30 protein-coding genes and 1 other RNA gene are annotated in these 26,987 nt (G+C 69.5%); 16 read left to right on the top strand and 15 right to left on the bottom strand.

The annotated features are described in order from the left end of the window. The first annotated feature begins 8 nt into the window (after nt 1-8). The 7 genes from O9344_RS17985 (at nt 9) to O9344_RS17955 (ending at nt 6,089) form a co-directional block, all read left to right on the top strand. Nucleotides 9-527, top strand: coding sequence for a peptide deformylase (locus O9344_RS17985; protein ID WP_298480637.1), 519 nt, complete (start codon nt 9-11; stop codon nt 525-527). After that, complete coding sequence (gene fmt / locus O9344_RS17980) at nt 524-1,456, top strand: methionyl-tRNA formyltransferase (protein ID WP_298480634.1); 933 nt, start codon at nt 524-526, stop codon at nt 1,454-1,456. The genes O9344_RS17985 and fmt overlap by 4 nt, the downstream gene beginning before the upstream one ends. 13 nt (nt 1,457-1,469) lie before the next feature. Then, on the top strand, nt 1,470-2,252 hold the full coding sequence (gene truA, locus O9344_RS17975; RefSeq protein WP_298480632.1) for a tRNA pseudouridine(38-40) synthase TruA: 783 nt from the start codon (nt 1,470-1,472) through the stop codon (nt 2,250-2,252). A 68-nt stretch (nt 2,253-2,320) separates the two neighbouring features. Next, on the top strand, nt 2,321-3,766 hold the full coding sequence (locus tag O9344_RS17970) for an AMP nucleosidase (RefSeq protein WP_298480629.1): 1,446 nt from the start codon (nt 2,321-2,323) through the stop codon (nt 3,764-3,766). Between the two features lie 88 nt (nt 3,767-3,854). After that, nucleotides 3,855-5,063, top strand: a complete 1,209-nt coding sequence (gene coaBC / locus O9344_RS17965; RefSeq protein WP_298480626.1) for a bifunctional phosphopantothenoylcysteine decarboxylase/phosphopantothenate--cysteine ligase CoaBC — start codon at nt 3,855-3,857, stop codon at nt 5,061-5,063. A 12-nt stretch (nt 5,064-5,075) separates the two neighbouring features. Then, nucleotides 5,076-5,531 (top strand): dUTP diphosphatase, encoded by a 456-nt coding sequence (gene dut, locus O9344_RS17960; RefSeq protein WP_298480623.1) that lies wholly within the window; start codon nt 5,076-5,078, stop codon nt 5,529-5,531. 123 nt (nt 5,532-5,654) lie between these two features. Then, a complete protein-coding gene (locus O9344_RS17955) occupies nt 5,655-6,089 on the top strand; it encodes an Rrf2 family transcriptional regulator (RefSeq protein ID WP_298480620.1) in 435 nt (144 codons plus the stop codon). A 47-nt stretch (nt 6,090-6,136) separates the two neighbouring features. On the opposite strand, the gene O9344_RS17950 is transcribed toward O9344_RS17955, so the two are convergent. From O9344_RS17950 to O9344_RS17905, 10 genes are all read right to left on the bottom strand, one after another. After that, a complete protein-coding gene (locus O9344_RS17950; protein WP_298480618.1) occupies nt 6,137-7,291 on the bottom strand; it encodes an aminotransferase in 1,155 nt (384 codons plus the stop codon). Between the two features lie 85 nt (nt 7,292-7,376). After that, nucleotides 7,377-8,084, bottom strand: coding sequence for a class I SAM-dependent methyltransferase (locus O9344_RS17945; protein WP_298480615.1), 708 nt, complete (start codon nt 8,082-8,084; stop codon nt 7,377-7,379). A gap of 16 nt (nt 8,085-8,100) precedes the next feature. Then, nucleotides 8,101-8,640 carry a TIGR00645 family protein gene (locus O9344_RS17940; RefSeq protein ID WP_298480612.1) on the bottom strand — a complete coding sequence of 180 codons (540 nt, stop codon included), beginning with the start codon at nt 8,638-8,640 and terminating at the stop codon, nt 8,101-8,103. A 55-nt stretch (nt 8,641-8,695) separates the two neighbouring features. Then, a complete protein-coding gene (locus O9344_RS17935; RefSeq protein WP_298480609.1) occupies nt 8,696-9,016 on the bottom strand; it encodes an HPr family phosphocarrier protein in 321 nt (106 codons plus the stop codon). 101 nt (nt 9,017-9,117) lie between these two features. Beyond that, nucleotides 9,118-9,519, bottom strand: coding sequence for a PTS sugar transporter subunit IIA (locus O9344_RS17930; protein ID WP_108175759.1), 402 nt, complete (start codon nt 9,517-9,519; stop codon nt 9,118-9,120). Between the two features lie 90 nt (nt 9,520-9,609). Then, the gene (locus O9344_RS17925; protein WP_298480601.1) at nt 9,610-10,092 is read right to left on the bottom strand and encodes an HPr kinase/phosphatase C-terminal domain-containing protein; all 483 of its coding nucleotides are present in this window, start codon (nt 10,090-10,092) and stop codon (nt 9,610-9,612) included. 4 nt (nt 10,093-10,096) lie between these two features. Then, a complete protein-coding gene (locus O9344_RS17920; RefSeq protein ID WP_298480730.1) occupies nt 10,097-11,791 on the bottom strand; it encodes a sensor histidine kinase in 1,695 nt (564 codons plus the stop codon). A gap of 126 nt (nt 11,792-11,917) precedes the next feature. Beyond that, nucleotides 11,918-12,613, bottom strand: a complete 696-nt coding sequence (locus O9344_RS17915; RefSeq protein ID WP_298480597.1) for a response regulator transcription factor — start codon at nt 12,611-12,613, stop codon at nt 11,918-11,920. A gap of 115 nt (nt 12,614-12,728) precedes the next feature. Then, nucleotides 12,729-13,742, bottom strand: coding sequence for an alpha/beta hydrolase (locus O9344_RS17910; RefSeq protein ID WP_298480594.1), 1,014 nt, complete (start codon nt 13,740-13,742; stop codon nt 12,729-12,731). 69 nt (nt 13,743-13,811) lie between these two features. Next, nucleotides 13,812-14,354 (bottom strand): cytochrome c family protein, encoded by a 543-nt coding sequence (locus O9344_RS17905; RefSeq protein WP_298480591.1) that lies wholly within the window; start codon nt 14,352-14,354, stop codon nt 13,812-13,814. 187 nt (nt 14,355-14,541) lie between these two features. Between O9344_RS17905 and O9344_RS17900 the strand changes: the two genes are divergently transcribed. Genes O9344_RS17900 through O9344_RS17885 form a run of 4 tightly spaced genes read left to right on the top strand, consistent with a single transcriptional unit; the run spans nt 14,542 to nt 17,640 of the window. Next, complete coding sequence (locus O9344_RS17900) at nt 14,542-15,276, top strand: 3-deoxy-manno-octulosonate cytidylyltransferase (RefSeq protein WP_298480588.1); 735 nt, start codon at nt 14,542-14,544, stop codon at nt 15,274-15,276. Between the two features lie 41 nt (nt 15,277-15,317). After that, nucleotides 15,318-16,181, top strand: a complete 864-nt coding sequence (locus O9344_RS17895; RefSeq protein ID WP_298480585.1) for a prephenate dehydratase — start codon at nt 15,318-15,320, stop codon at nt 16,179-16,181. A gap of 3 nt (nt 16,182-16,184) precedes the next feature. After that, nucleotides 16,185-16,730: a GNAT family N-acetyltransferase gene (locus O9344_RS17890; protein ID WP_298480582.1), complete on the top strand. Its 546-nt coding sequence runs from the start codon at nt 16,185-16,187 to the stop codon at nt 16,728-16,730. Continuing rightward, nucleotides 16,723-17,640, top strand: coding sequence for a LysR family transcriptional regulator (locus O9344_RS17885; RefSeq protein WP_298480579.1), 918 nt, complete (start codon nt 16,723-16,725; stop codon nt 17,638-17,640). The genes O9344_RS17890 and O9344_RS17885 overlap by 8 nt, the downstream gene beginning before the upstream one ends. A gap of 21 nt (nt 17,641-17,661) precedes the next feature. Here O9344_RS17885 and nudC read toward each other — a convergent pair whose 3' ends face one another. Beyond that, nucleotides 17,662-18,633 carry an NAD(+) diphosphatase gene (gene nudC / locus O9344_RS17880; protein ID WP_298480577.1) on the bottom strand — a complete coding sequence of 324 codons (972 nt, stop codon included), beginning with the start codon at nt 18,631-18,633 and terminating at the stop codon, nt 17,662-17,664. A 67-nt stretch (nt 18,634-18,700) separates the two neighbouring features. Next, on the bottom strand, nt 18,701-19,114 hold the full coding sequence (locus O9344_RS17875) for an HIT family protein (protein ID WP_298480574.1): 414 nt from the start codon (nt 19,112-19,114) through the stop codon (nt 18,701-18,703). A 108-nt stretch (nt 19,115-19,222) separates the two neighbouring features. Here O9344_RS17875 and ffs point away from each other — a divergent pair. The 4 genes from ffs (at nt 19,223) to recR (ending at nt 22,257) form a co-directional block, all read left to right on the top strand. Next, nucleotides 19,223-19,320: signal recognition particle sRNA small type (gene ffs / locus O9344_RS17870), an RNA gene on the top strand. A gap of 94 nt (nt 19,321-19,414) precedes the next feature. Next, a complete protein-coding gene (locus O9344_RS17865; RefSeq protein ID WP_298480571.1) occupies nt 19,415-21,289 on the top strand; it encodes a DNA polymerase III subunit gamma/tau in 1,875 nt (624 codons plus the stop codon). Between the two features lie 21 nt (nt 21,290-21,310). Beyond that, nucleotides 21,311-21,634: a YbaB/EbfC family nucleoid-associated protein gene (locus O9344_RS17860; protein WP_298480568.1), complete on the top strand. Its 324-nt coding sequence runs from the start codon at nt 21,311-21,313 to the stop codon at nt 21,632-21,634. A gap of 17 nt (nt 21,635-21,651) precedes the next feature. Continuing rightward, a complete protein-coding gene (recR, locus tag O9344_RS17855; protein WP_298480565.1) occupies nt 21,652-22,257 on the top strand; it encodes a recombination mediator RecR in 606 nt (201 codons plus the stop codon). A gap of 4 nt (nt 22,258-22,261) precedes the next feature. Here the strand turns inward: recR and uxaC are convergent, their stop codons facing one another. Further along, on the bottom strand, nt 22,262-23,698 hold the full coding sequence (gene uxaC / locus O9344_RS17850; protein WP_298480562.1) for a glucuronate isomerase: 1,437 nt from the start codon (nt 23,696-23,698) through the stop codon (nt 22,262-22,264). Between the two features lie 130 nt (nt 23,699-23,828). Between uxaC and O9344_RS17845 the strand changes: the two genes are divergently transcribed. Further along, entirely contained in the window at nt 23,829-24,692 is an 864-nt protein-coding gene (locus O9344_RS17845; RefSeq protein WP_298480559.1) for an aldose 1-epimerase family protein, read from the top strand. Nucleotides 24,693-24,698: 6 nt separating this feature from the next. On the opposite strand, the gene O9344_RS17840 is transcribed toward O9344_RS17845, so the two are convergent. Next, the gene (locus tag O9344_RS17840) at nt 24,699-25,673 is read right to left on the bottom strand and encodes an acyl-CoA dehydrogenase family protein (protein ID WP_298480556.1); all 975 of its coding nucleotides are present in this window, start codon (nt 25,671-25,673) and stop codon (nt 24,699-24,701) included. Nucleotides 25,674-25,680: 7 nt separating this feature from the next. After that, nucleotides 25,681-26,841 (bottom strand): acyl-CoA dehydrogenase family protein, encoded by a 1,161-nt coding sequence (locus tag O9344_RS17835; RefSeq protein ID WP_298480553.1) that lies wholly within the window; start codon nt 26,839-26,841, stop codon nt 25,681-25,683. Nucleotides 26,842-26,987: the final 146 nt, after the last annotated feature.

Below are 26,987 nucleotides of genomic sequence, written 5' to 3'. Positions count from 1 at the left end.
TGTCCACCATGGCCCTGCGCGAGATCATCGTCATTCCCGATCCGCGGCTGAAGCTCGTCTCCGAGCCCATCGCCACCGTCGACACGGAGGTGCGCAAGCTCGCCGACGACATGATGGAGACCATGTACGAGGCTCCCGGCATCGGCCTCGCCGCGATCCAGATCGCCGTGCCGCGCCGCGTCGTCACCATCGACCTCGCCCGCAAGGACGAGCCGAAGCAGCCGGTCGTCCTCATCAACCCCGAGATCATCTGGCGTTCCGACGAGCTCTCCATCTACGAGGAGGGCTGCCTCTCCATCCCCGAATATTACGAGGAGGTGGAGCGCCCGGCGAAGTGCCGCATCCGCTACCAGGACCTCGACGGCAAGGTGCAGGAGCTCGACTGCGAGGGCCTGATGGCCACCTGCGTGCAGCACGAGATCGACCATCTCAACGGCGTTCTCTTCATCGACTATCTGTCGCGGCTGAAGCGCGAGCGCGTCATGAAGAAATTCGCCAAGGCCGCCCGCCGCGAGGCGCTCGCGTGAGCCTGCGCGTCGTCTTCATGGGCACGCCGGATTTCGCCGTGCCCACCCACTCCGAGATCCTCGGCCAGGGCCACGAGGTCGTCGCGGTCTATACCCGCGCGCCGAAGCCCGCAGGCCGCGGCTTGGACGAGCAGAAGACGCCGGTGCACCGCCTCGCCGACCGCTTCGGCATTCCGGTCTTCACCCCCCGCACCCTGCGCGATGAGGCAGCGCAGGCCGACTTCGCCTCGCTCGGCGCCGATGTCGCGGTGGTCGTCGCCTATGGCCTCATCCTGCCGAAGCCGGTGCTGGACGCCCCTGCCCTCGGCTGTCTCAACCTCCATGGCTCATTGCTGCCGCGCTGGCGCGGCGCTGCCCCGATCCAGCGCGCCATCATGGCCGGCGATGCAGAGACCGGCGTCATGGTGATGCAGATGGACGAGGGCCTCGATACCGGCCCCGTCGCCATGGTCGAGCGCATCGCCATCACGTCAGACATGACCGCGCAGGAGCTGCACGACCGCATGGCCGTGCTCGGCGCCGACCTCATGGTCCGGGCGCTCGGCGCGCTGGAGCGCGGCACGCTCGGCTTCTCGGCCCAGGCCGCGGAGGGCGTCACCTATGCCGCCAAGATCGACAAGGCCGAGGCGCGCATCGACTGGTCGCGCCCCGCCGCCGAGGTCCACAATGCCGTGCGCGGCCTCTCGCCCTTCCCCGGCGCCTGGTTCGAGGCCGATCTCGGCAAGGGCCACGAGCGTGTGAAGGTGCTGCGCACGTCGCTGGCGGCCGGCTCCGGCGCGCCGGGCACGGTGCTGGGCGCCGATCTCGCTGTCGCCTGTGGCAGCGGCGCGGTGCGCCTCGTGGAGGTGCAGCGGGCCGGCGCCAAGGCCATGAGGGCCGCCGATTTCCTCAACGGTGCCAAGGTGGGGCCCGGCACGGTCCTGGGATAGGACGGCGCCCGCGATGCCGCGCTACAAGCTCACCATCGAATATGACGGCGCGCCATATCTCGGCTGGCAGATGCAGGCCGCGAGCTATGGCAAGTCGGTGCAGGGCGAACTCGTCCGCGCCATCGGTGAATTCTGCGGCGAAGCCGTGGCGGTGGGAGGCGCCGGCCGCACCGATGCCGGCGTCCACGCCACCGGCCAGGTCGCCCATGTCGATCTGACGCGTGACTGGCCGAACCGCGTGGTGCGTGATGCCACCAACCGCTACCTCAAGGACGAGGCCATCGCGGTGCTCTCAGCCGAGAAGATGCCCGACGCCTTCGACGCCCGCTTCTCGGCGGTGCGCCGCCACTATCTCTACCGCATCATCGACCGCCGCCCGCCGCTGACCCTCGAGCGCGAGCGCGCCTGGTGGTCGCCCAAGGCGCTCGACGTCGAGCGCATGCAGGCGGCGGCGCAGATCCTCATCGGTCGGCACGACTTCACGACGTTCCGATCCACCGAATGCCAGGCGAAATCGCCCATCCGCAACCTCGACCGCTTCGAGGTGACCCGCACGGCCGACGGCATCGAATGCCGGCTCGATGCCCGTTCCTTCCTGCACAACCAGGTCCGGTCCATGGTCGGCAGCCTGAAGCTTGTCGGCGAGGGCCTGTGGACCGCCGACGACCTCGCCGCGGCGCTCGCCGCCCGCGACCGCAAGGCCTGCGGCATGGTCGGCCCGGCCCATGCGCTCTATCTCACGCAGGTGGACTATCCCGCGGAGTGGCAGCCCCTGCCCGATACGCCGGAGGGGTGAGGACGCAGTTGGGTGGTGCATGTCGCCACCGCATCCCGCCATCGTCCGATCATGCTAAACCCTCGACCATGACCGAGACCCTCACGCCAGAAGCCGCCGTCGACCGCCTCGCAACCCTCTTCGACGAGGCGACCTCGGCACTGCGCACCGCCCTCTCCCGTTTCCTCGCCGGCGGCCCCCCGCCGACACCGGAGGAGCGCGCCGCCTTCGTCTATCCCGAGCTCGCCGTCACCTACGTGCCGGGACGCGAGGCGCCGCGCACCCGCCGGGCCTATGCCAAGTTCGCGCAGCCCGGCCTCTACACCACCACGGTGACCCAGCCGCTGCACTTCCGGCCCTATCTGCTCGACCAGCTGCGCCCGCTCGTCGAGGACTATGGCGCCACCATCGCCGTGCGGCCGAGCGCCCAGGAGATCCCCTATCCCTATGTCGCCGACGGGGTGGAGGAACTCGCCTCCGGAGCCCGCACCTCGGCCGAGCTCGCCCGCCATTTCCCCGTGCCACTCCTGTCGCTCGTCGGTGACGAGATCGCCGACGGCGCCTTCGACCTCATCGAGGGTGGGCCGCGCCCGCTCGCCCTCTTCGACGGGGTGCGTGTCGACTATTCGCTGCGCCGGCTCATCCACTACACCGGCACCGACTGGCGCGCGGTCCAGCCCTGGATCCTGCTGACCAACTACCACCGCTATGTCGACCAGTTCGTTGCCCATGGCATCGCGGAGATCGCGGCCGGCCGGGCGACCCGCCTCGTCGCACCTGGCGGGATCACCATCACGGCGGAGACGCTGGAGGGCGGCGCCGCCCGCATCGCCGGCTCCGCCTGGCATCGCTACCAGATGCCGGCCTATCACCTGGAGCGCGAGGACGGCGCCGGTGTCACCCTCGTGAACATCGGCGTCGGCCCCTCCAACGCCAAGAACATCACCGACCATCTGGCGGTTCTCAGGCCGCATTGCTGGCTGATGATCGGCCATTGCGGGGGCCTGAGGCAGGCGCAGGAGATCGGCGACTACGTGCTCGCCCATGCCTATCTCAGGCGCGACCGCATCCTCGACGCGCTGGTGCCAACGGAAATCCCGATTCCGGCCCTCGCTGAGGTGCAGACCGCGCTGCAGGACGCCTGCGCCACCGTCACCGGCATGAGCGGCGAGGCGCTGAAGCAGCGGCTGCGCACCGGCACCGTCGTCACCAACGACGACCGCAACTGGGAGCTGCGCTATACCCAGGAAGCCAGGCTCTTCAACCTGTCGCGGGCGGTGGCCGTCGACATGGAGAGCGGCACCATCGCCGCGCAGGGCTATCGCCTGCGCGTGCCCTACGGCACCCTGCTCTGCGTCTCCGACAAGCCGCTGCACGGCGAGATCAAGCTGCCGGGTGCGGCCAACGCCTTCTATGCCAGCGCCGTCGCCCAGCATCTGCTGGTCGGCCTCGACGCCGTCGAGCGCCTCAAGCGCATGGGCGGCACGATCCATTCCCGCAAGCTGCGCAGCTTCGACGAGCCGCCGTTCCGGTGATCCGGGGCCCGTGAACACCGCCCATTCGGAGGCCTTTGCGGTGCGCCGCACAAACCGTTAGGGTCCGCGCCTCGACCAGGGCGAACCCATGCTCGCAGGCAAGCGCATTCTTCTCGTCATCGGCGGCGGCATCGCCGCCTACAAGTCGCTCGATCTCATTCGCCGGCTCCAGGACCGCGGCGCCAAGGTGCGCGCCATCCTGACCCGCGCCGGCTCGGAGTTCGTCACGCCCCTCTCGGTCGGCTCGCTCACCGGCGACAAGGTCTTCCAGGAGCTCTTCTCCCTCACCGACGAGGCGGAGATGGGCCATATCGAGCTGTCGCGTGACGCCGACCTTCTGGTCGTCGCTCCCGCCACGGCCGACCTCATGGCGAAGATGGCGAACGGCCATGCCAACGACCTCGCCTCGACGGCCCTGCTCGCCACCGACAAGCGCGTGCTGATCGCCCCGGCCATGAACGTCCGGATGTGGCTGCACCCGGCGACCCAGCGCAATCTCGTCACGCTCCGCGGCGATGGCATCGCCGTCGTCGGCCCCAATGACGGCGCCATGGCCTGCGGTGAGTTCGGCCCGGGCCGCATGGCCGAGGTCCCCGAAATCATCGCCGCCGTCGAGGCGCTGCTGGCGCCCGCCCCGGCCGGCCCCCTCGCCGGCCGCCATGTGCTCGTCACCTCCGGCCCGACCCGCGAGGCCATCGACCCCGTCCGCTACATCTCCAACCATTCCTCCGGCAAGCAGGGCCACGCCATCGCCCGCGCCGCCGCCGAGGCGGGAGCCCGCGTCACCCTCGTCACCGGCCCGGTGTCACTCCCCGATCCGGCAGGCGTTGCCACGGTCCATGTCGAGAGCGCCCGCGACATGCTCGCGGCAGTGGAGGCGGCCCTTCCCGCGACCATCGCCATCTTCGCCGCGGCCGTCGCCGACTGGCGCGTGGCGGATGTCGCCGGCGGCAAGATCAAGAAGGGTCCAGGCGGCCCGCCTGCGCTGAGCTTCGTCGAGAATCCCGACATCCTCGCCACCATCGCGCGGCGCAGCGAAGGCCGGCCGGATCTCGTCATCGGCTTCGCCGCCGAGACCGAGAACGTCCTCGACAATGCCCGCGCCAAGCTCGCCCGTAAGGGCTGCGACCTGATCGTCGCCAATGACGTGGCGGTCGGCACGGGCACGTTCGGGGGCGATTCCAACACGGTCCACCTGGTCGGGCCGGACGGGATCGAGACCTGGGCGCGCCAGTCGAAGGAGGCTGTCGCCCGCGCCCTCGTCGCCGAACTCGGCCGCCGGCTCGCCCCAGCCTGACAGGACAGTTGCATGACCCGCCCCATCGTCCAGATGCGCCGCCTGCCCCATGGCGAGGGCCTGCCCTTGCCCGAGCCGCAGACCGAAGGCGCCGCCGGCATGGACCTGACCGCCGCCCTCCCCGAGGACGCGCCGTTCACCCTCGCCCCCGGCGAGCGCAGCGCCGTTGCGACCGGCCTCGAAATGGCCATCCCCAGGGGTTACGAGGGCCAGGTGCGGCCGCGGTCTGGCCTCGCCCTGAAGCAGGGCCTGACAGTCCTGAACGCGCCGGGTACGATTGACAGCGACTATCGCGGCGAGGTGAAAGTGATCCTCGTCAACCTCGGCCGGGAGGCCGTCACCATTCGCCGTGGGGACCGCATCGCACAGCTGGTCGTGGCACCCATCACAATACCACATATCCAGCTCGTGGAAGAATTGAACGAGACTAAACGTGGAATGGGTGGGTTCGGCTCCACAGGAGTTTAGAAATATTCTTGTTTGCGCTGGCGGCAATGCCCTTATGCGCGAAAAGAAGTTCTATTTGCAGTGTGAAACTTGTTTTGTTAACCGGGGGTGAAACGACGTCGCCCTCCATCATTTGAGGGACCTATGTCTATTCTGTCACGTCGTGGCCGGTTGGCGATTGCTGCCGTCGTCGATATTGCCGTTCACGCGGTTGACGGACCCGTGTCGGCGAAGGCGCTGGCGGCCCGCCACAACCTGCCGCCCCGCCACCTCGAGCCCCTGCTTCAGGCGCTCGTCCGCTCCGGAATCCTGCGCGGCCTTCGCGGCCCGCGCGGTGGCTACGACGTCGCGCGGGACCGCGCCAAGATCACCTGTGGCGATATCGTCCGTACGGCGGTTGGCAGCGGCATCGACGAGATCGATACGCTCTCGCCGCTGATGGAGGCGATCATCGTCCCGGCCATGGCCGAGGCCGAGCACGATTATTTTGCCCGTCTCGACCGCATTTCAGTGGCCGAGCTCTGCGCCAAGACCCAGGAAGCCGTCGAGGCGATCCCGGGCTTGCTCGAGCCGGCCTGAGCGGCACGGAGACGATCCGACGGGGGCGGCATATCGCCGCCCTCCCGTCACGCCGCCTTGGCGAAAACCCGCGACAGCCGGTCCAGGGCGCCGGTGAGCGTCTCGTCCTTCTTGGCGAAGCAGAAGCGCACGACCGAGGTGACCGGCGTCTCCGCATAAAAGGCGGAGACCGGAATGGCGGCAACGCCGTGGTCGCGCACCAGCGCCTTGCAGAAGGCGACATCGTCGGTGATGCCCGCCGCTGCCAGATCGACATTGATGAAATAGGTGGCCGCGCTGGGAAGGACCTGGAACCCGGCGGCATCGAGCCCGGCATGGAACAGGTCGCGCGCCCGCTGCAGGTCCTGCCGCATCCCCGTGAAGTAGGAATCGTCCTTGGCGAGGCCATAGGCCACGGCCGCCTGCAGGTTCGGCGGCGTGGTGAAGGTCAGGAACTGGTGCGCCTTGGACAGCACCTTCATGATCGCCGGAGCGGCCACCACGAAGCCGACCTTCCAGCCGGTGAGGGAGAAGATCTTTCCGGCCGACCCGATCTTCACGGAGCGCTCGCGCAGCGAGGGCACGGCAAGCACGGAGAGGTGCTTCTGCCCGTCGAACATCACGTGTTCCCAGACCTCGTCCGACACCACCGTGGCGCCGAACTTCGCGCAGAAGCGGCCGAGCAGGTCGAGGTCCTCGCGCGGGAAGACCGAAGCCGCGGGGTTCAGCGGATTGTTGAGCAGCACCACCCGCGTCCGGTCGGTGAAGACCGCCGCGAGATCCTCCTCGGTGAAGCGCCAGTGCGGCGGGCGCAGGGTGACGAAACGGGGCACGCCGCCGGCGCGGCGGACCAGCGGCAGATAGGCGTCGTACATCGGCTGGAACAGCACGACCTCGTCGCCCGGCTGGATGAGCGAGAACAGGGCGCCGGCGAGGGCCTCGGTGGCGCCCGAGGTGATCATCACCTCCTGCGCCGGGTCGATCGTCAGGCCCTGGTGGTGGCGGTAGTGGTCGCTGACCGCCTGCCTGAGCTCCGGCAGGCCCATCATCGGCGGATACTGGTTCCAGCCGGAGACGACGGCCTCGGCCGCCTTCTGGCGCACGTCGAGCGGTCCGGGATCGTCGGGGAAGCCCTGGCCGAGATTGATGGCGCCGGTCTCCCGCGCCATCTGCGACATGACCTCGAAGACGGTGGTCGGCAGGTCGGCGAAAATCGGGTTCATCGGACACACCCCGGCGCGGTGTTCGGTTCAAAGAACGAAGTGATCGCTATGCCGAAATCGCGCCGGAGAGTCAAACCCGCTTAGGTCAGGCGGGACGCGCGACGAAGGTCATGCGATGGGGCGTGAGGCCGAGATTGGGCTGGTGACGCGCCGCCGAAAAGCCCGTCTCCACGAAGAGCGCCAGCATGTCCGCCTCGGCATAGGTCGAAAGCCCCAGTTCGCTGCGCAGCTTGCGATAGGGCGACACGGCGGTCGCGACAAGGCCGGCCACCGCGGCAGGCAGATAGCCATGGCGCAGAGCATTGCGCAGCAGCGACAGCACATCCGGCACCATCCCCGCCTCCGGTGGGATCACGTCGGCGATGACGAGGCGGCCATCGGGCTTCAGCTTCGCCCGAAAGCGGCCGAGCAGGCCGGTGAGATCGTCGCGCGACAGGTACTGGATCAGCGAGGACACGACGATCAGGTCAGCGTCGCCGTCCGGCAGCGCCGCGTCGAGATCCTCCGGCAGGGCGAAGGCGATGTTACCGAGGCCGCCGAAGCGCTCGCGGAGCTTCGCCATCACCGACGGCGCGTCGTCGCACAGGATGAGCCGCCCGACGGCCGCGGCCACCCGCGGCGTCTCCAGCGCCTCGCCGCAGGCATAGTCGAGCATGACCGCGTCATGGCCGAGCCCGGCGAGCCTGACATGGTCGAGAATGCCGTCGGCGATGGCGGCATAGTGCACCGCCTTGTGGCGGTCGGAGACGTAGATGGCGTGTTCGCCGTCCCAGAAGGAGCGCCAGTCGGCCATCATAGGGCTCCGGGCTTCACTTGGCCGAACTCGCGAACTTGTCGGTCAGCGCCATCAGCACGCCGGACATGACGAAGGTGACGTGGATCACCACCAGCCACATCATCTCGCGGTCAGACATGGCCCCGACGTTCATGAAGGCCTTCAGCAGATGGATCGCCGAGATCGCCACGATCGAGGCGAGCAGCTTCATCTTCAGGGCGGAGAAATCGATCGAACCCATCCATTCCGGCCGGTCCTTGGTCGGGACATGCTCCATCTTGGAGACGAAGTTCTCATAGCCGGAGAACACCACCATGATGACGAGGTTTCCCGCCAGCGACAGGTCGATGAGGGTCAGGATGCCGAGGATGACGTCGGATTCCTTGGCGGTCGGAATCTTCGTCACGAACACCGCGAGATCGCGGAGGAAGACGACCATCAGCGCGAAGAGGCCGATCATCAGCCCGACATAGAACGGCGCCATCAGCCAGCGGCTGGCGAACAGGGCTTTCTCGACGCCGCGCTCCACCTTCTCGGCGGAGGTCTCCGCGGGAACCACGCTCGTGTCGCTCATGGATCGTGTCTCGTCGGCAAGGGTTACAGCAAGCGTCGCGGCAGGGCGGACGCGGTCATTCGCCCTCGCCGAACCGGTCGGCGACGAGCGCGGCGAGAGCCTCAACCGCCGCCTCGGCATCGGGGCCGGTGGCAGTCAGGGTCACGGAGGTGCCGATGCCGGCGGCCAGCATCATCAGCCCCATGATCGAACTTGCATCCACCGTCTCACCGGCACGCGACACCTTGATGGTGGCATCGAACCGGTCCGCGCAGGACACGAACTTGGCCGAGGCGCGCGCATGCAGGCCCCGCTTGTTGATGATCGGCAGCTCGCGCACCACCGCACCCGCGGTGGCAGCCGTCGCGGCGGAGCCGCCGATGTCGCCCTGGCCCATGAGACGTCCTACCCCCTCACCGCGGTCCGCTGCAAACGGCCACGGCCATGCCACTCACCCGGGCACCTGGAGGTCATTCTAGCCACCCCGCCGTCCCGATCTCAATGACCTGCGAGCACACGGCTGGCGATGTTGATGTATTTGCGGCCGGCCTCCTGGGCGTGGAGCACGGCCTCCTGCAGCGGCTTCTCGGCCCGCACGGTGGCGAGCTTCACCAGCATCGGCAGGTTGATGCCGGCAATGACCTCGACCGGACGCCCGCTCATCACGGAGATGGCGAGGTTGGAAGGCGTGCCACCGAACATGTCGGTCAGCACGGCGACGCCGTCACCGGAATCGACCTGGTCGACCGCCGCGATGATATCGCGCCGCCGCTGGTCCATGTCGTCGCTGGGACCGATGGCGATGGTCTCCACCTGGCGCTGGGGACCCACGACATGTTCCATGGCATGGCGGAATTCGACGGCCAGCTGGCCGTGCGTCACGATGACGAGACCGATCATCAGGCACTCCGCGCGCGGCAGGCCGCGCGCTCGCTCACGAGGGAGGGTGATAATTTGATCATCTGGCCGGTTGGCGCAAGGGCAAGGGCGTTAACGATACGCCCCCGCGTGCGGCGCAGCAAGGACCGCCGCCGGGATGCGACACCATGAGATGGCCGATGCCACGATCGGCAACGGGTCGACGCCCGCGGCGACCGGCAGGCGCGCCAGGCTGACCCCGGCGATGCTGGCGGTCAAGGCGGCCTCCTCCGGCATCCGCGCCGCATCCGCCGCGCCGAGGTCGACGACAAGGCCGATGACGGCGGCGCTCTCAAACGGGATCGGCCGCAGCCCGATGCCGCGCTGCTCGGCGAGCCCGGCAATGGCCGCGGGCGCCGAAACGACCAGCCGACCGCCGGACGCCGCCAGATGGACGCGGTCATCGGCCACGAGCCGCACGAAAATCGAAGCGCCGGCCTCACCCAACGCCACCAGCCGCAGCGCAAGGCTTGTCTTGCCGGAGCCTGGGGCGCCGCGGATCAGCAGGGCCTTAGCGCCCACGAGGACGGCGGTAGCGTGGAGGCTCGGCGCCATCGCCTCAGGCGGCCGGCAGGCGGACGACGAAGCGCGCGCCGGCCGGGATCGGCTCGCCCTCCTCGTCGCGGCGGCCCGGGCGGTTCTCGGCCCAGATCTTGCCGCCATGGGCCTCGATGATCTGCTTGGAGATCGACAGGCCGAGGCCGGAATTCTGGCCGTAATCCTGATGCGGGCGGTCGGTGTAGAAGCGCTCGAAGATGCGCTGCAGGGCGTCGTCGCGGATGCCCGGCCCGTCATCCTCCACCACGATCTCGACGAGGCCCTTGAGCTTCCTGGCGGTGACCCGCACCTCGCCGTCCCTTGGTGAGAAGGAGCGGGCATTGTCGACGAGGTTGGTCACGACCTGGCTGATGCGGCTGTCGTGGCCGGGCACGACAAAGTCGCCGGGCTTGCCGCCCTCGAAGGCGAGCCGCACCGAGGCCTCGCCGTCCTTGCGAACCTCGTTGGCGATGGTGACGAGGGTGCCGAGCAGCTTCGAAAGATCGACCCGCGTCGATTCCTGGCGCTGCAGCTCGGCATCGAGGCGGCTGGCGTCGGAAATGTCGGTGATCAGCCGGTCGAGCCGCTTCACGTCATGCTGGATGACCTCGAGCAGGCGCGCGCGCGACGTGTCGGTCTTGGCGAGCGGCAGGGTCTCCACCGCCGAGCGCAGCGAGGTCAGCGGGTTCTTCAGCTCATGGGCGACATCGGCGGCGAAGCGCTCGATCGCCTCGATCCGGGCATAGAGCGCGTCCGTCATGTCGCGAAGCGAGCGGGAGAGATGGCCGATCTCGTCGCGTCGCTGGCTGAAATCGGGGATTTCCTCGCGCGAGCGATGGCGGCGGCGCACCTGGTCGGCGCCCTCGGCGAGCTTGCGCACCGGGCCGGCGATGGTGCGCGCCATCAGCATGGAGAGCAGCATCATCACCAGGGCGGCGACGAGGAAGACGCGCAGCACCTGGAAGCGCTCGGCATCCAGCACCTCGTCGATCTCGCCGCCCTGCGTATTGAGCAGGAGCACGCCGAGCACGCCGCGGAAGCGCTGCACCGGGATCGCCACCGAGACGATCAGCTCGCCCTGGTCGTTGACCCGGACCATGCTGACCTTCTGGCCGTTCAGCGCCTGCGCCACCTCCGGATAGGAGCGGCCGTTGCGCATGCCGAGGTCGCGGTAGATGGGGAAGTTGTTGCCGCCGCGCAGGAAGCGGCGGACCTCGTTCCACCACTTCTCGTAGAAGGGCGGCTTGCTGCCGATGGGTGGCAGGTCGAGGGTCTGGATCTCGCCGCGGCCATAGAGGTTGCGGCTGTCGAGGATGAGGTTGCCCTCGCGGTCATAGATGCGCGCCTGGGTCTCGGTCGGACCGGTGAGGCGGCGCAGGACCGGCGCGACACGCTCGGGATTAATCGGGAACTCAAGCAGCGCCGCGGGATCGTCCACCGCCGAGGCGGCGCCCCCGAGCTGCAGCTCGAACAGCTTGTCCGGATCGATCGGGATGACCGGCCCCTCCACCGAGGTGGAGGCTGCGATCGCGCCGGCGATGATCTCGCCCTGGACGAGAAGGCTCTGCGCCCGCGACTCGATGAGGCCCTGGCGAAACTGCGACAGCCAGAGGATGCCGGAGACCAGCGCGACCAGCCCGACGAGGTTGAGCAGCACGATGCGGCGCGTCAGGCTGGAGAAGGAACGGTTGACCACCGCCCGTACCGCCCGCGCCATCACCCGGCCGAACCGCGACCACGGGCGGACCGGCCGCGCGGGAGGCGCGGAGGCCGCGCCCGCCTCGGCGATGTCGTCCTGGGTCCGGTCCAGCATGGTCTGCGCCAGAGGCCGCCTTGCGGGACCTCACTCCTTGAAGCGGTAGCCGACGCCGTAGAGGGTCTCGATCATCTCGAAGTCGTCGTCGACGACCTTGAACTTCTTGCGCAGCCGCTTGATGTGGCTGTCGATGGTGCGGTCGTCGACATAGACCTGGTCGTCATAGGCCGCGTCCATCAGCGCGTTGCGGCTCTTCACCACGCCCGGGCGCTGAGCCAGCGCCTGCAGGATGAGGAACTCGGTGACGGTCAGCGTCACCGGATGGCCGTCCCAGGTGCAGGTATGGCGCTCGGGATCCATGCGCAGCTTGCCGCGCTCCAGCGCCTTGGCATCGGACTTGGCCTCCGCCGCAGGGTCCTTGGCGGCGGCGCGGCGCAGCACGGCCTTGACCCGCTCGACCAGCAGGCGCTGCGAGAACGGCTTCCGGATAAAGTCGTCGGCGCCCATCTTCAGGCCGAAGAGCTCGTCGATTTCCTCGTCCTTGGAGGTGAGGAAGATCACCGGCATGTCGGTCTTCTGGCGCAGGCGGCGCAACAGTTCCATGCCGTCCATGCGCGGCATCTTGATGTCGAGGATCGCCAGGTCCGGCGGCGACTGCTTGAAGCCGTCGAGGGCCGAGGCGCCGTCATTGTAGGTGACGATGCGATAGCCTTCGGCTTCGAGCGCGATGGCGACCGAAGTCAGGATGTTCCGGTCGTCGTCGACGAGAGCGATGGTCGGCATGGTGGTCCTTGAAGGGAGGAAAGGAGCGGCCTCGCCCCGTTCCAAAGCGCCAAGCGTGGCAAAAATGCGACTCGCGCGAGAATAATGCGTCCGGGGGCCGCTGTCATGGCGCAAATCAGGCGCGGCGAATCGCCCTCAGCGTGAGCGCCGCGACCTCGTCATGCACCGCCCGCCGGTCGATGCCGGGCGGATCGACGAACAACTCCGGTAACATCCGGCGACCAAGCTTCGTTCCCTCGCAGAGGAAGGGATAATGCGCCACCGCGGCCCCGAGGCTGTGGAGGCGGCACCCAGGAATAAGCTGCGACAGCCAGAGCGCGCAGGCCTCCCACGGCGCCTCGTCGTCAGCCTCGCCGGACACGATGGTGACCACGACATCGCCCATGGTGGTCAGGCTTGCCTCCCGGAAGCCGCGCACCGGCGGCGCCGGGGCAAGGGCCACCACCGCCCGCACGCGGGTGTCCCGCAGCGGCACGGACTGCCGCTCCCAGGCGGCGCGGAAGGGCGCGCTGTCGGCAAGCAGGGGCTCAAGCTGGTTGGCAATGTCAGGGAACTCGCGCGGACCCTTCACGAAGGGCTGCACCGCCGCCCAGTCGCGGAACAGCGCCATCTCGGTCACGGCCCCGGCCAGCGCCAACACCGTGTAGCCGCCGATCGAGAAGCCTGCGGCCGTGACGTCCCCGAGGTCGAGGTGCCCGGCTAAGGGCCCTTCGGCCGAGAGATGATCGAGCAGCAGCGTGAGGTCCCGCGGCCGGTCCCACCAGGCGAGGAAAGCCTCGGGTCGATAAGGTTCGGCCGCGGTATTGCCGTGATGGTCGACGCTGATGACGACATGGCCCGCCGCCGCGAGCCGACAGGCCAGCCAGCCGAGGCTCGCCGCCGTGCCGCCGGTGCCGTGTGACAGCAGGACCACCGGCCAGGCGCTGCGCACCTCAGAGAGCGGCGCTCCCGGCGCCACCTCGCCCATCACGAAGAGAGGCGCCGCCGGCGGGACGCCCAAAGGCCCGGCCTCAGCACCATCGACCGCCGGGTACCAGGCCGACCAGGCGAGCGGCCGCAGCCCCTCGCCCGACCAGGCCGGACGCTCGGGATCATGGGCAAGCCCGCTCAGGAAACCGACCGGGAACATGGCAGGTCCAGATGAACGAAGGGCCGGACGATGGTCCGGCCCTTGGATGAGGTGATGGCGCGCCGCGGCTTACTTCGGAATGTCGACCGGGCTGTCCGCCTGCTCGCGCAGATAGGCCATGAGGTCGGCGCGCTGCTGCTCGGAGCGGATGCCGGCGAAAGCCATCGAGGTGCCGGGCACGGCGCCGCGCGGATTGGTGATGAAGGCATAGATGGCCTCCAGCGACCAGGGCTCGGCCGCCTTGGCCTTCATGCCCGCAGAGAAGTTGAAGCCGGGATAGACGCCGTGGTTGCGGCCGACAACGCCCCAGAGATTCGGGCCCGCGCCGTTGGCGCCGCCCTTGTTGATCGTGTGGCAGGTGGCGCACTGGCGGAACACCGCAGCGCCGTTCGCGGCGTTGGCGGAGGCGAAGACCTCGGCCATCGACTTGGTCGGCGCCGCGGCGGCGGGAGCAGCCTGCTGGCCGGCCGGCGGGGCGACCGCGACCTCGTAGCCGGGTTTCGCCGGGGGTTTCACTTTGAAAAGTTCGTTCGCGAGCAGGCTTCCACCGAGAGTGCCCGTGCCAACCAGCAGCAGGGCCATCATGACCTTGTTGAATTCCAATCCGTCCATCGGGACCAGCTCCAGCGATCGGCGGCACGTCTGACAATGGGCGTTGGGGGACGCTCCGGGTAGGCCTGCCGATTTGGCGCGGACACTATCCAATTTGCGCCCCGCGAGGCAACCCGTATATGCACGGCTCTCTCATGCTACTTTTTGCCGCCTTCAAAGCGGCGTTTCCGCTCGCTTCCGGCCCGCCATGACCGCATCGCTCGTCCTCATTCCCGCCCGCATGAGCGCCTCGCGCCTGCCCGGCAAGCCGCTCGCGGATATCGGCGGGACGCCGATGATCGTCCATGTGCTGCGGCGGGCGGAGGCAGCGAAACTCGGCCCCGTGGTGGTCGCGACCGATTCCCAGGAGATCGAGGCGGCGGTGACCGCTGCCGGCGGCCGTGCCGTTATGACCCGCGCCGACCATCCGACAGGCTCCGACCGCATCCAGGAGGCGGCGGACCTCGTCGATCCCGCCCGCGCCTTTGACCGCATCGTCAATGTCCAGGGCGACCTGCCGACCATCGAGCCCGGCGTGGTGCGCGCCGCCGCCGACCTGCTCGATGACCCTACGGTGGACATCGGCACGCTCACCGCAATCATCACCCGCCACGAGGAGATCACCAATCCCAACGTGGTGAAGGTGGTCGGCACGCCGCTCTCGCCGACCCGCCTGCGCGCCCTCTACTTCACCCGCGCCACCGCCCCGACCGGCGACGGGCCGCTCTATCACCACATCGGGCTCTACGCTTATCGCCGCGCCGCGCTGGAGCGTTTCGTGCGCCTGCCGCCGGCCCCGCTGGAGACGCGCGAGCGGCTGGAGCAGCTCCGCGCGCTCGAGAACGGCATGCGCATCGACGTCGCCGTGGTCGAGGCCGTGCCGCTCGGCGTCGACACGCCGGCCGACCTCGAACGCGCCCGCGCCCTCATCGCCAAAGCCTGATCCTTTCGCTAAACAGACCGCCCCACCGGAGTGACGCGTCCATGATCCTCGCGCCCAAGCGCATCGCCTTCCAGGGCGAACTCAGCGCCTTCTCGCATCAGGCGGCTAATGCGGTCTTCCCGCAGGCCGAGGTCATGCCCTGCCCGAGCTTCGAGGATGCCTTCGCGGCCATCCAGAACGGCGATGCCGATCTCGGCATGATCCCGATCGAGAACTCGATCGCCGGCCGAGTCGGCGACGTGCATCACCTTCTGCCCACCGCCGGCCTCAACATCATCGGCGAGTTCTTCCTGCCCATCCGCTTCCAGCTCATGGGCGTGAAGGGCTCCTCGCTCGCCACAGTGAAGACGGCCCGCAGCCACATCATGGGCCTCGGCCAGTGCCGGCAGATCATCCGCAAGCTCGGCCTCAAGCCCATCGTCGCGGCGGACACCGCGGGGTCCGCCCGCGAGGTCGCCGAGATGGGCGACCCCAGCCAGGCCGCCATCGCCCCGCGCCTTGCCGCGGAGGTCTACGGTCTCGACATCCTCGCCGAGGACATCGAGGACGCCGCCAACAACACCACCCGCTTCGTCATCCTGTCGCGCCAGAAGATCTGGGCGGCGCCGGGCCAGAACTGCCTGACGAGCTTCGTCTTCCAGGTCCGCAACGTGCCGGCGGCGCTCTACAAGGCCATGGGCGGCTTTGCGACCAACGGCGTCAACATGACGAAGCTGGAGAGCCACATGATCGGCGGCCGCTTCGTCGCGACGCGCTTCTACGCGGAGATCGAGGGCCATCCCGACGACCGCAACGTCAAGCTGGCGCTGGAGGAGCTCGCCTTCTTCGCCAAGGAGCTCACCATCCTCGGCGTCTACCCCCAGCATCCCTGGCGGAACGAGGTCGAGAAGACCGTGGCGGAGTGAGCCATGGCCATCCGGCGCGCAACGGCGGCGGATGCAGAGGCGATCGCGGCGATCCACGTCGCCGCCTATGACGAGACCTATCGCGGCATTGCCCCGCCGGAGGTCTTCGAGGGCCTGAACCTCGAGCGCCGCACCGCCCAGTGGCGGCGCTTCTTCGCCGAACCGCAGCCGGATGCCGCGGCCTTTGTCATCGACCAGGACGGAGAACCGGTCGGCTTCGGCTCCAACGGCATCGACCGGCGCGGCCCCTCGCCCATCGGCTGGATCAAGGCGGTCTACCTGCTGAAACGCTTCCAGGGGCGCGGCCTCGGCCTCGCCATGATGGCGACCCTCGCCGATGACCTTGCCGCCAAGGGCGTCCGCGAGGTCCGGCTGGACGTCGCCGTCGGCAACGACCCCGCCGAGGCCTTCTACCGGCGACTGGGGGCGGGTTTCCTCTCTGCCCAGGTCGATCCCGGCCCGATCTGGAAATCGCCGACGCGCACCTATGGCTGGACCGATGCGGCGGTGCTCGCCGCCGCGGCCGGCAGGGCGGATCGCCATGGCTGACACGCCGCAGGCCGGTGCACCGCTCCCTGCCGAGTCGCTGGCCCTGGCCATCGCCCTGGCCGACACCGGCGATCTCGGCGCGGCCGGCGCGACGCTCGGCATCGGCAAGCGCACGGCCGCCGCCCGCATCGCCCAGCTGGAGCGCGAGATCGGCGTCGTCCTCTTCGACCATGGCGGCAAGGCGGTGAGCCTCACCCGGCCCGGCGAGGTCTTCATCGCCGAGGCGCGGCTCTCCCTCGCTGCGGCAGCCCGCGCCGCCCGTCTCGCCCGCGATGTCGGCGAGCGCGCCGCCACCATCGGCATCGGCGTCACCGACGACGCCATGATCGGGCCGCTCATGGAACTCTTCGCCGATCCCGCCTGGATCGAGGCGGGCTTCCAGCCCCGGCTTCTTCATGCGCCACTCGACAGGCAGATGGCGGCGCTCGCCGAGGGCGAGGTCGTGCTGGTCTTCGCCGCGCCGCCGCTGCCTGCCCATCCGCGCATCCAGCACCGGCAGGTCGCGACATCGCGCTGGTCTGCGGTGGTGCCGGATGCCGAGGCGCGCCTGAGGAAGACCGCCAGCCTGTCCAATCTCGCGCGCAAGCCCCTCGTCATGCTGGACCGCGAGCGGGCGGCCCTCGCCCATGACGGCGTGCTCGCCGCGCTGCAGGCGACGGGCGCCCTGCCGCAGCTGGCGCAGGTGGCGGAGAGCTGGGCGGGCGTCGTCGCCATGGTGGCGCTCGGCCTCGGCTCGGCGCTGGTGCCGTCGATCGTGGCGAAGCGCGTCACGGTCGCGGGGGCGACGGTCCTTCCGCTGGTCGAGGCCGAGGACCTGCCGCCCTGGACGATCAGCTGCCTCTGGCTGCCGCAGCCGACAGGCACCGCCGCCGCCGAGGCCATCGCGCTGGTGAAGACGCGGCTGGGGTAACCCTGCCCGCGCCGGAACGCCTCAACCCGTCTTGCCGTCCACGAACGCCCGGATCAGGTGGTGCGCGATGGCGAGCGGCGGCGGGCAGGAGAGCCGCGCCGGATGCTGCTTCGCCAGCATCAGCCAGCAATCCTCGCGGCTGAACCAGCGGGCGTCCTCGAGCTCTTCCGTGTCGATCTCGATGTCGCGGCTCGTCGCCTCGGCAAGGCAGCCGATCATCAGCGAGGCCGGGAAAGGCCAGGGCTGGTCGCAGAGATAGGTGACCTTGCCGATCCGAACCCCCGCCTCCTCCATGATCTCGCGGCGCACGGCGTCGGCCACCGTCTCGCCCGGCTCGAGGAAGCCGGCAAGCGCCGAATACATCCCCGGCGGGAAGCGGCGCTGGCGGCCCATGAGGCAGCGGTCGCCGTCTGTCGCCAGCATGATGACGACCGGGTCGGTGCGCGGAAAATGCTGAGCCCCGCAGGAGGGGCAGTCGCGCCGCCAGCCGGCCTGGCTCAGGCGGCTCTCGGCGCCGCACTTGCCGCAATAGCGATGGGTGGAATGCCAGTGCAGCGCCGACTTGCCCTGCGCCATCGGGCCGAGATGGTGCGGGGCCACGACGCCGTTCATGGCGATGGTGCGCATGTCGGTGACGAGCAGCGTCGGGTCGTCCACTGTGATCTCGGCGATGCGATAGGCGTTGGGATCGGGCTTGGCGAGGGCGGGGACGAGGCGCGCGAAGCGCGGCGCACCGCTGGCGAGGCCGAGGAAGATCGTCTCCAGCGGCTCGCCGAAGGCCTTGGCCTCGTCAGCCGTGAACAGCGGGTCGCCGCCGTGCTCGGTGCGCCTCAGGATCGGCGTCTCGCCGGCGAAGACATAGAGGCGGCTGCGCGGATCGGCGAAGGTGGCGGCGAGCCAGGTGTCGTCGCCGCGCTTGGCGCTCATCCGGTCGAGCTCGTTCTCGGTATAGCCGAGCGTGATCGGGGGGAGCGGCGGCAGGGCATCGGACATGGGTCAGGCTTTCCGGCAACGAGGGCGCAGACGCTCGCACGGCCATGGCCGGCGAGCAACGCGCCCATCAGGCCGACAGCCTTGCCTGCAGCGCGGCGACGAAGCCCTCGCGCGGCGCCTCCGCATAGGGACGGGGCGGCAGCTTGCCCCAGACCGGGCCCGGCCAGGCAGGGTCACCGTTGAACCGGCCGATCACATGGACATGGAGCTGCGGCACCATGTTGCCGAGCGCGCCGACATTGAGCTTGTCGCAGCGGGTCATGTCGCGCAGCAGGCCGGAGACCGTGGCGATCTCCTCGACGAGCTGTGCCCGGTCGGCGGGGTCGAGGTCGACGATTTCGGTGATGCCCTCGCGGCGAGGAACGAGGATCAGCCAAGGATAGCTGGCATCGTTCATCAGCCGCAGCGCTGAGAGCGGGAGGTCGGCGACCTGGACCGTGTCGGCGGCGAGGCGGGAATCGAGGCTGAAGGCGGTGGTCATGAGGTGTCCCTGTCGATTGCAAACCTATAGCGCCCTTCGTCGCCGCTGTGACGCCCCCGCGTCCCCGCGCCGCTTGCGTCCGGACCCGCTTCGCTCCATATAGCCCTCGGGAGGTTGGCGGTGGACGAGACTCTCGCCAACCCGGTCAGGTCCGGAAGGAAGCAGCCGTAACGAGCCCGTTTCGGGTCGCGTGTCAGCCTCCCACTCAATCCCCGTCCAGTCTTCCCCAGCGGAGGGTTGCCGCCGCGCGCGGCGCGCGCGAGACTGGCCCCGTTCGCGAACCGCCCGAGCAGGCCCCTCATGGATTCCTCGCCCGAGACCGAACCCGGGTTCGCTCTCGGGACGCCGGAGCCAGCGGCCGCCGCGGCGCCCTACCGCGTCCTTGCCCGCAAGTACCGGCCGCAGAGCTTCGCCGACCTGATCGGCCAGGAGGCCATGGTCCGCACCCTGTCGAACGCCTTCGACACCGGCCGCATCGCCCAGGCTTACCTGTTCACCGGCGTGCGCGGCGTCGGCAAGACCACCACCGCCCGCATCCTCGCCCGCGCCCTCAACTATGAGCTGCCCGGCGAGGTCGACCGCCCCTCCATCCATCTCGACCGGCCGGGCACCCATTGCCAGGCGATCATGGAGGGCCGCCACGTCGACGTGATGGAGATCGACGCGGCCTCCCATACCGGCATCGACGACGTGCGCCAGATCACCGATGGCGCGCGCTATGCGCCGGTCTCGGCCCGCTACAAGGTCTACATCGTCGACGAGGTCCACATGCTCTCGGAGAAGGCGTGGAACGCCTTTCTCAAGACGCTGGAAGAGCCGCCGGCCCATGTGAAGTTCATGTTCGCCACCACCGAGATCCGCAAGGTTCCGGTGACCGTGCTCTCCCGCTGCCAGCGCTTCGACCTGCGCCGCGTCGAGGCCGACGTGCTGGTGAACCACCTCTCTGGCATCTGCGCCCGCGAGGGCGTGACGGTGGAGGCCGATGCGCTCGGCCTCATCGCCCGCGCCGGCGAGGGCTCGGTGCGCGACAGCCTCTCCATGCTGGACCAGGCCATCGCCCATGGCGCCGGCACGGTGACGGCGGAGAACGTGCGGCGGATGCTCGGCCTTGCCGACCGCACCCGCATCATCGACCTCTTCGAGCACCTGATGAAGGGCGACGTGGCCGCCGCCATGGCGGAGTTCAAGAGCCAGTACGACGACGGGGCGGACCCGGAGATCGTGCTCGGCGAGCTTGCCGAATTCGTCCATTTCGTCACCCGCATCAAGGTGGCGCCCGCTGCCGCCGACGACGTCGCCTTCTCCGAGACCGAGCGCAGCCGCGGCCGCGATTTCGCCGCCCGCCTGTCGCACCGCGTCCTCGCCCGCGCCTGGCAGATGCTGATGAAGGGCATCGAGGAGGTGGCGCGCTCGCCGAAGCCGCTCGCCTCCGCCGACATGGTGCTGGTGCGCATCGCCTATGCCGCCGACCTGCCGACCCCGGATGAAGCCTTGCGCATGCTCGCCGACGGCTCCGGCGCGGTGGGTGCGGGCACAGCGCCCCGCCTGCCCTCCGGCGGCGGTGGTGGCGGCGGCGCCTCGGCGCAGGCCATGGCGGCACCGGCGCCGCGCCTTGCCACCGTCGCCCGACCCGAGGGCGCGCCGGTCGCCATGCGCGAGCAGGCGCAAGCCACCCCCGCAGCGCAGCCGCATGTCGTGCTCGCGACCTTCGCCGACATCATCAAGCTCGCCGCCGAGAAGCGCGACGTGCGCCTCAAGCAGCAGCTCGAGGGCGACATGCATGTCGTACGCTGCGAGGACGGCCGCCTCGACTTCCGCCCGACGCGCTCCGCCGCACCGACGCTTGCCGGCGACCTGCAGAAGAAGCTCACCGACTGGACCGGTCGCCGCTGGGTGGTGACGATCTCGTCTGAGCAAGGCGAACAGACGGTGCGCGAGCGCCTCGCCGCCGAGCAGGCCGACCGCGAGCGCGGCGTCCTCGCCCACCCCACCGTACAGGCCGTGCTGGCGAAGTTCCCCGGCGCGGAGATCGTCGCCGTGCGCCCGCTGGAGGGTGCCGCCGAAGCCGAGGCAAGCCCGGCCGTGGCCGCCGCCGTCGCATCGGCCGGCGAAGACGACGAGGGCTACGGCGATGGCGGCTGGGAGCCGGTCGACCCCTGGGACGACGATTTCTGAAGTTCGGGAAGGATTGCCGCGATGAAGGACATCATGGGCCTGATGAAACAGGCGCAGGCCATGCAGGCCAAGCTCCAGGAGGCCCAGGCCGACATGGAGCGAACGGAGGTGCAGGGCACCGCCGGCGGCGGCATGGTCACCGTCAGCCTCACCGTGAAGGGCGACCTGAAGAGCGTCTCGGTGGATCCCTCGCTGCTCAAGGCGGACGAGAAGGAGATCGTCGAGGATCTCATCGTTGCCGCCCATGCGGATGCGCGCCGCAAGGCCGAGGTCGTCATGCAGGAGAAGATGAAGGGCGTCACCGGCGGCCTGCCGCTGCCGCCCGGCATGAAGCTGCCGTTCTGACCTGAGGCGGCATCAGTATGTCCAAGCGGGTCGCGGGCCCCGAGATCGAGCGGCTGATCCAGCTCCTCGCCAAGCTGCCGGGCCTCGGGCCACGGTCGGCGCGGCGCGCGGCGCTGCATCTGGTCAAGAAGCGCGAGAGCCTGATGCAGCCGCTCACCGCGGCCATGGGCGAGGCGCTGGAGAAGATCGTCATCTGCCGCACCTGCGGCAATGTCGATACGTCCGACCCCTGCACCATCTGCTGCGATCCGCGCCGTGACGGCGGCGTCATCATCGTGGTCGAGGACGTCTCCGACCTCTGGGCGCTGGAGCGCGCCGGAGCGATCAATGCCAGGTACCATGTGCTCGGCGGCACGCTCTCGCCGCTCGACGGCGTCGGCCCGCAGGACCTCAACATCGAGAGCCTGGTCACCCGCGTGCGCGAGGGCGGCGTGCGCGAGGTCATTCTCGCGGTCAACGCCACGGTCGACGGCCAGACCACGGCGCATTACGTCACCGATCTCCTGGCCAATACCGGCGTCTCGGTGACGCGCCTCGCCCATGGCGTGCCGGTCGGCGGCGAGCTGGACTATCTCGACGAGGGCACGATCTCGGCGGCCATCCGCTCGCGGACGACGTTCTGAGCGGTCACAACCGATAGGCCGCCTTCGCCAGCCCGTAGGCGAGGTCCACCGCCAGCTCCTGCGCCTCGTCCTCGTCGAGCCGTCCGTCGCAGACCAACTCGGCGAGATGCGCGCAGTCGACCCGCCGCGCCACGTCGTGCCGCGCGGGGATGGACGGGAAGGCGCGGGTGTCGTCGTTGAAGCCGACCGTGTTGGAAAAGCCCGCCGTCTCGATGGCCTGTTGCTTGAAGCGCTTCATGCCCTCGACCGAATCGAAGAACCACCAGGGCGGACCGAGCCGCAGTGCCGGATAGTGCCCGGCAAGCGGGGCGAGCTCGCGCGAATAGGCCGTCTCGTCCAGCGTGAAGAGGATGATCGTCAGCGACGGCTCGTTGCCGACCGCATCCAGTAGCGGCTTCAGCGCCGACACGTAATCGGTCGGCCCCGGAATGTCGGCGCCCATGTCGCGGCCGAAGCGGGCGAAGATGCCGGCATTGTGGTTGCGCCGCGACCCGGGATGGATCTGAAGCACGAGCCCGTCGTCGAGGCTCATCTTCGCCATCTCGGTCAGCATCTGGCCGCGGAAGAGATCGGCTTCGGTCGCCGTCACGGGGCCGGCGATGACTCTCGCGAACAGGGCCTCCGCTTCGGTCCGCGACAGGTTTGCCGTGGTGGCCGTGGGATGGCCGTGGTCCGAGGCCGTGGCGCCATGGGCCTTGAAGAAGGCCCGCCGCTTGCGATGCGCGGCAAGATACCCGCTCCAGGTCGCCGTATCCTCGCCGGTGATGCCGCCAAGCTTCGCGAGATTGGCCCTGAACCCCTCGAAATCCGGATCGACCACCGCGTCCGGCCGGTAGGTGGTGACGACGCGGCCCGTCCAGCCGGAGGCAGCGAGCGCGGCATGCCACTTGAGATCGTCGAGCGCGCCTTCCGTCGTGGCAATGACCTCGATGCCGAAGGTCTCGAAAAGCGCCCGCGGCCGGTAGGCCGGCAGCTTCAGCGCCGCATCGATCCGGTCGAAGGCGGCATCGGCATCGGCAGCCGAGAGCCGCTCGTCGAGGCCGAACAGGGCGGCGAAGGCATGGTCGAGCCACAGCCGCGTCGGCGTGCCACGGAAGAGGTGGTAATGCGCGGCGAAACGCCGCCAGATGGTGCGCGGATCCGTCTCGACGGGCGTGCCGTCGCGGGTCGGAACGCCGAGATCCTCCATCCGCACGCCCTGCGAATAGAGCATGCGGAAGACATAGTGGTCAGGAACCACGAAGAGCGTCGCCGGATCGGGAAAGGCGGCGTTCTCGGCGAACCAGCGCGGATCGGTATGGCCATGCGGCGAGACGATCGGCAGGGTCGCAACCGAGTCGTAGAGCCGCCGGGCAATGGCGCGGGCGGTCGCATCCAGCGGCATGAGCCGGTCGGGTGCGCAGATGCGGCTCGACGGCGCCGGCAGCCTCGAAGGGATCATGATGCCTCCCGCGCCGGCGGCCGCATCTCCTGCACGGCCTCGCATCCGGCGAGCCGCCGCAAGCTAGTATGGTAGTCGGGCAAGTCAACAGGGGCTTGCCGCGATCCCTTCGATGCGGCACGCACGGGCCATGACGATCACGCTCACCCGCGGCGACCAGCGCGCCACCATCGCCCTGCGCGGGGCCGAACTGACGGCCTGGAGCTTCAGCGGACAGGACCTGCTCTGGTCCGGCGATCCGGTCTGGTGGGGGCAGCATGCGCCGATCCTCTTTCCCATCGTCGGCTGGGCCCGCGACGGTCGCATCCGCATCGACGGCGTGGAGCGGCCGATGGGCGTCCACGGCTTCGCGGCGAGCCGGGATTTCACGCTCGTCGCGGCGACGGCCGAGTCCTGCACGCTGGAGCTCACCGACGACGCAGAGAGCCGCGCGGCCTATCCCTTCGCCTTCCGCCTGACGGTCACCCACAGCCTTACCGACAGGGGGCTCGTCACCGAGCTCGCCGTGACCAATCCCGGCGAGCGGCCGCTGCCCTATGCCTTCGGCGTCCATCCGGGCTTCCGCTGGCCGCTGACGGGGTCTGACCGCGCCGGTCACCGCATCGTCTTCGCGGAGCGGGAAGAGCCCTTTGTGCCGGTGATCGCTCCCGGCGGCCTGTTCTCCACCGAATGCCGGCCCATCCCCCTGGACGGCCGGATCCTGGCGCTCGACGATGCGCTGTTCGCGCAGGAAGCGCTTTGCTTCCTCGTTGCCCGCAGCCGCACCTTGACCCTTGAGAGCCCCGGCGGCTCCCTGCGCATGGATGTCGAGGGGCTGCCGCACCTCGCCCTCTGGTCGAAGCCGGGCGCGCCCTTCCTCTGCCTTGAGGCCTGGTCGGGCCACGGCGATCCGGTCGGCTTCACCGGCGAGCTTCAGGACAAGCCCTCCATGCGCCGCCTTGCCCCCGGCGCCACCGACAGGGCACGGGTCAGCCTTGCGTTCACGACGGCCTGAGCCAGTTCAGCGAAAGACGCGCGTCCTGACGAAATCGAGCAGCGTCGGCTGATCGGACGCAAGCACGGCCTGTCCCAGCCTCTCCGCCCAGTGCCGCTCGGAGCCGTAACGCAGCCGGCCGCGCCGGATGCGCTCGGAGAGGAGATGGAGGTCGAGCTCCTCGGTCATGCCAATGGCGCCATGGACGGCATGGGCGATGGCGACGACCTGGGCGGCCGCCTCGCCCACCGTGACCTTGGCGGCGGCCGTGGCCTCGAGGCTGCCGGGCGCCGCAGCCGCGACATGGACCGCGGCGCGGGCGCCGTGGACGAGTTCGGTCATGACAGAGAGCTGCTGCTGCACCGCCTGGAACTTGCCGATGGCGCGGCCGAACTGCGAGCGGTCATTGGCATAGCGCAGCGTCGTGACCTGCATCGCCTCCATGGCCCCCGCCATCTCCGCCGCCTCGATCCGCGCGCCGGTGGCGAGCACATCGAAACCGGCGATGCGGGGCCCGTTGGCGCCGTTCCAGACCATGCGGCAGACCGTGCCGTCGCCGGCGGCCTCGACCGTGGCGCTGGCGACGGAGAGCAGGATCGCGCCGTCCCCATCGGGCACAAGGACCGCCTCGGCATGCTCGCCGGCCGGGACCTGCGCGATGAGGCGCCCGCCCTCGCGACGTCCGGACGCCGCCAGGGCGCTGATCCCTTCGGGAGCCGTCTCGCCAGCGGCGGCAATGGCCGCACGCGCCGCAATGGTCGCGCCGAAGGGCAGTGGCAGGGCATGCCGGCCGGCGGCGAGCAGGACCGGCAGCATGTCCATCTCGCTGAGACCGGCGCCGCCCACATCCTCGGAGGCCAGCGCGTCGAGGAAGCCCGACTCGGCAAGGCCCGCCCAGAGCGCCGCGGGCGATCCCCCGGCAGCGAGCGCCCGCACCGCGGCCGGCGTCACGTGATCGGCCATCAGCCGGTCGGCGGTTTCGGTGATGAGGCTGTCGGTCATGGATGTCTCAGCGCAGGCCGATGCCGCGGGCGATCATGCCGCGGAGGATCTCGCGGGTGCCGCCGCGCAGCGAGAAGGAGGGGGACATGCCCATCGTATAGGCCAGCGTCCGCATCAGCTCGCCCGGCGGGTCGCCCTCCGGATCGGCGGCAATGGCGGCGGCCACGGCCTGCGGGATCATCTGCTCGTAGGTCGTGCCGAGATCCTTCAACAAAGCCGCATGCACCACCGGGCTCTCGCCGGCGGCAAGGCTTGCGGTGACGCTGAGCGACAGGGCGCGGAGCGAGGCGAGATGGGCGGCGAGGCGCCCGACGAGGATCACGTCGTCGGTCGAGAGCTTTCGCAGGGTCTTGAGGTAGGCGAGCCAGGTGTCAACCAGCACCATTGAGGAGAGGATGCGCTCAGGGCCGGAGCGCTCGAAGGCGAGCTCGGCATTGACCTGCTCCCAGCCGGCGCCCTCCTCGCCGATCAGCGCATCGGCGGGCAAGATCACGTCGTCGAAGGTGACCTCGGCGAAATGCGCATCGCCCGCAAGGTCACGGATCGGCCGGATGGTGATGGCATCCTGCTTCAAGGGGATAATGACCTGCGAGAGACCCTTGTGCCGGTCCTCCGGCGCGCCGGAGGTGCGCACCAGCGCGATCATGTAGTCGCAGACCGCGGCATTGCTGGTCCAGATCTTCCGGCCATTGAGGCGGAAACTCCCATCGGGCTGCCGCTCGGCGCGGGTGCGGACGCTGGCAAGATCGGAGCCCGAATTCGGCTCGCTCATGCCGATGCAGAAGAAGATCTCGCCAGCGCAGATCTTCGGCAGGTAGAACTGGCGCTGCGCCTCAGTGCCGTAGCGCAGGATCAGCGGACCGGACTGGCGGTCGGTGATCCAGTGGGCGGCCACCGGCGCGCCGGCGGCAAGCAGCTCCTCGGCGATGACGAAGCGGGCGAAGAAGCCGCGCTCGGCGCCACCATAGCGCTTCGGCAGGCTCAGCCCGAGCCACCCACGCTTCCCCAGCGCCCCGCTGAAGGCGGGATCGGCACCGACCCAGGAGCGCGCCCGTTTCTCCGCCGGCATGCCGGCCAGCGCCTCCGCGAGGAAGGCCTTCACCTCCGCCCGGAGGCTCTCGTCCTCGGCGGGAATGGTCGCATAGGGCAGCGGCGCGAAGCTCGACATGGGTCCTGACAGCCTGGCTCGGAACGCCGACAGGGCGTTCATTTCATTGGATGAAATGGTCTTTCAATGAGACCACGGAGCGACGACCAGCGTCAATGCGAGGCCGCGCAGGGCCGCCCCGCAGGCGGGCCATCTGCCCTACGGAC

This window comes from Phreatobacter sp., assembly GCF_027532945.1.
Lineage (GTDB): Bacteria > Pseudomonadota > Alphaproteobacteria > Rhizobiales > Phreatobacteraceae > Phreatobacter.
The sequence above is the reverse complement of the archived record's forward strand: the minus strand, read 5'-3'. Positions and strand labels throughout refer to the sequence as shown.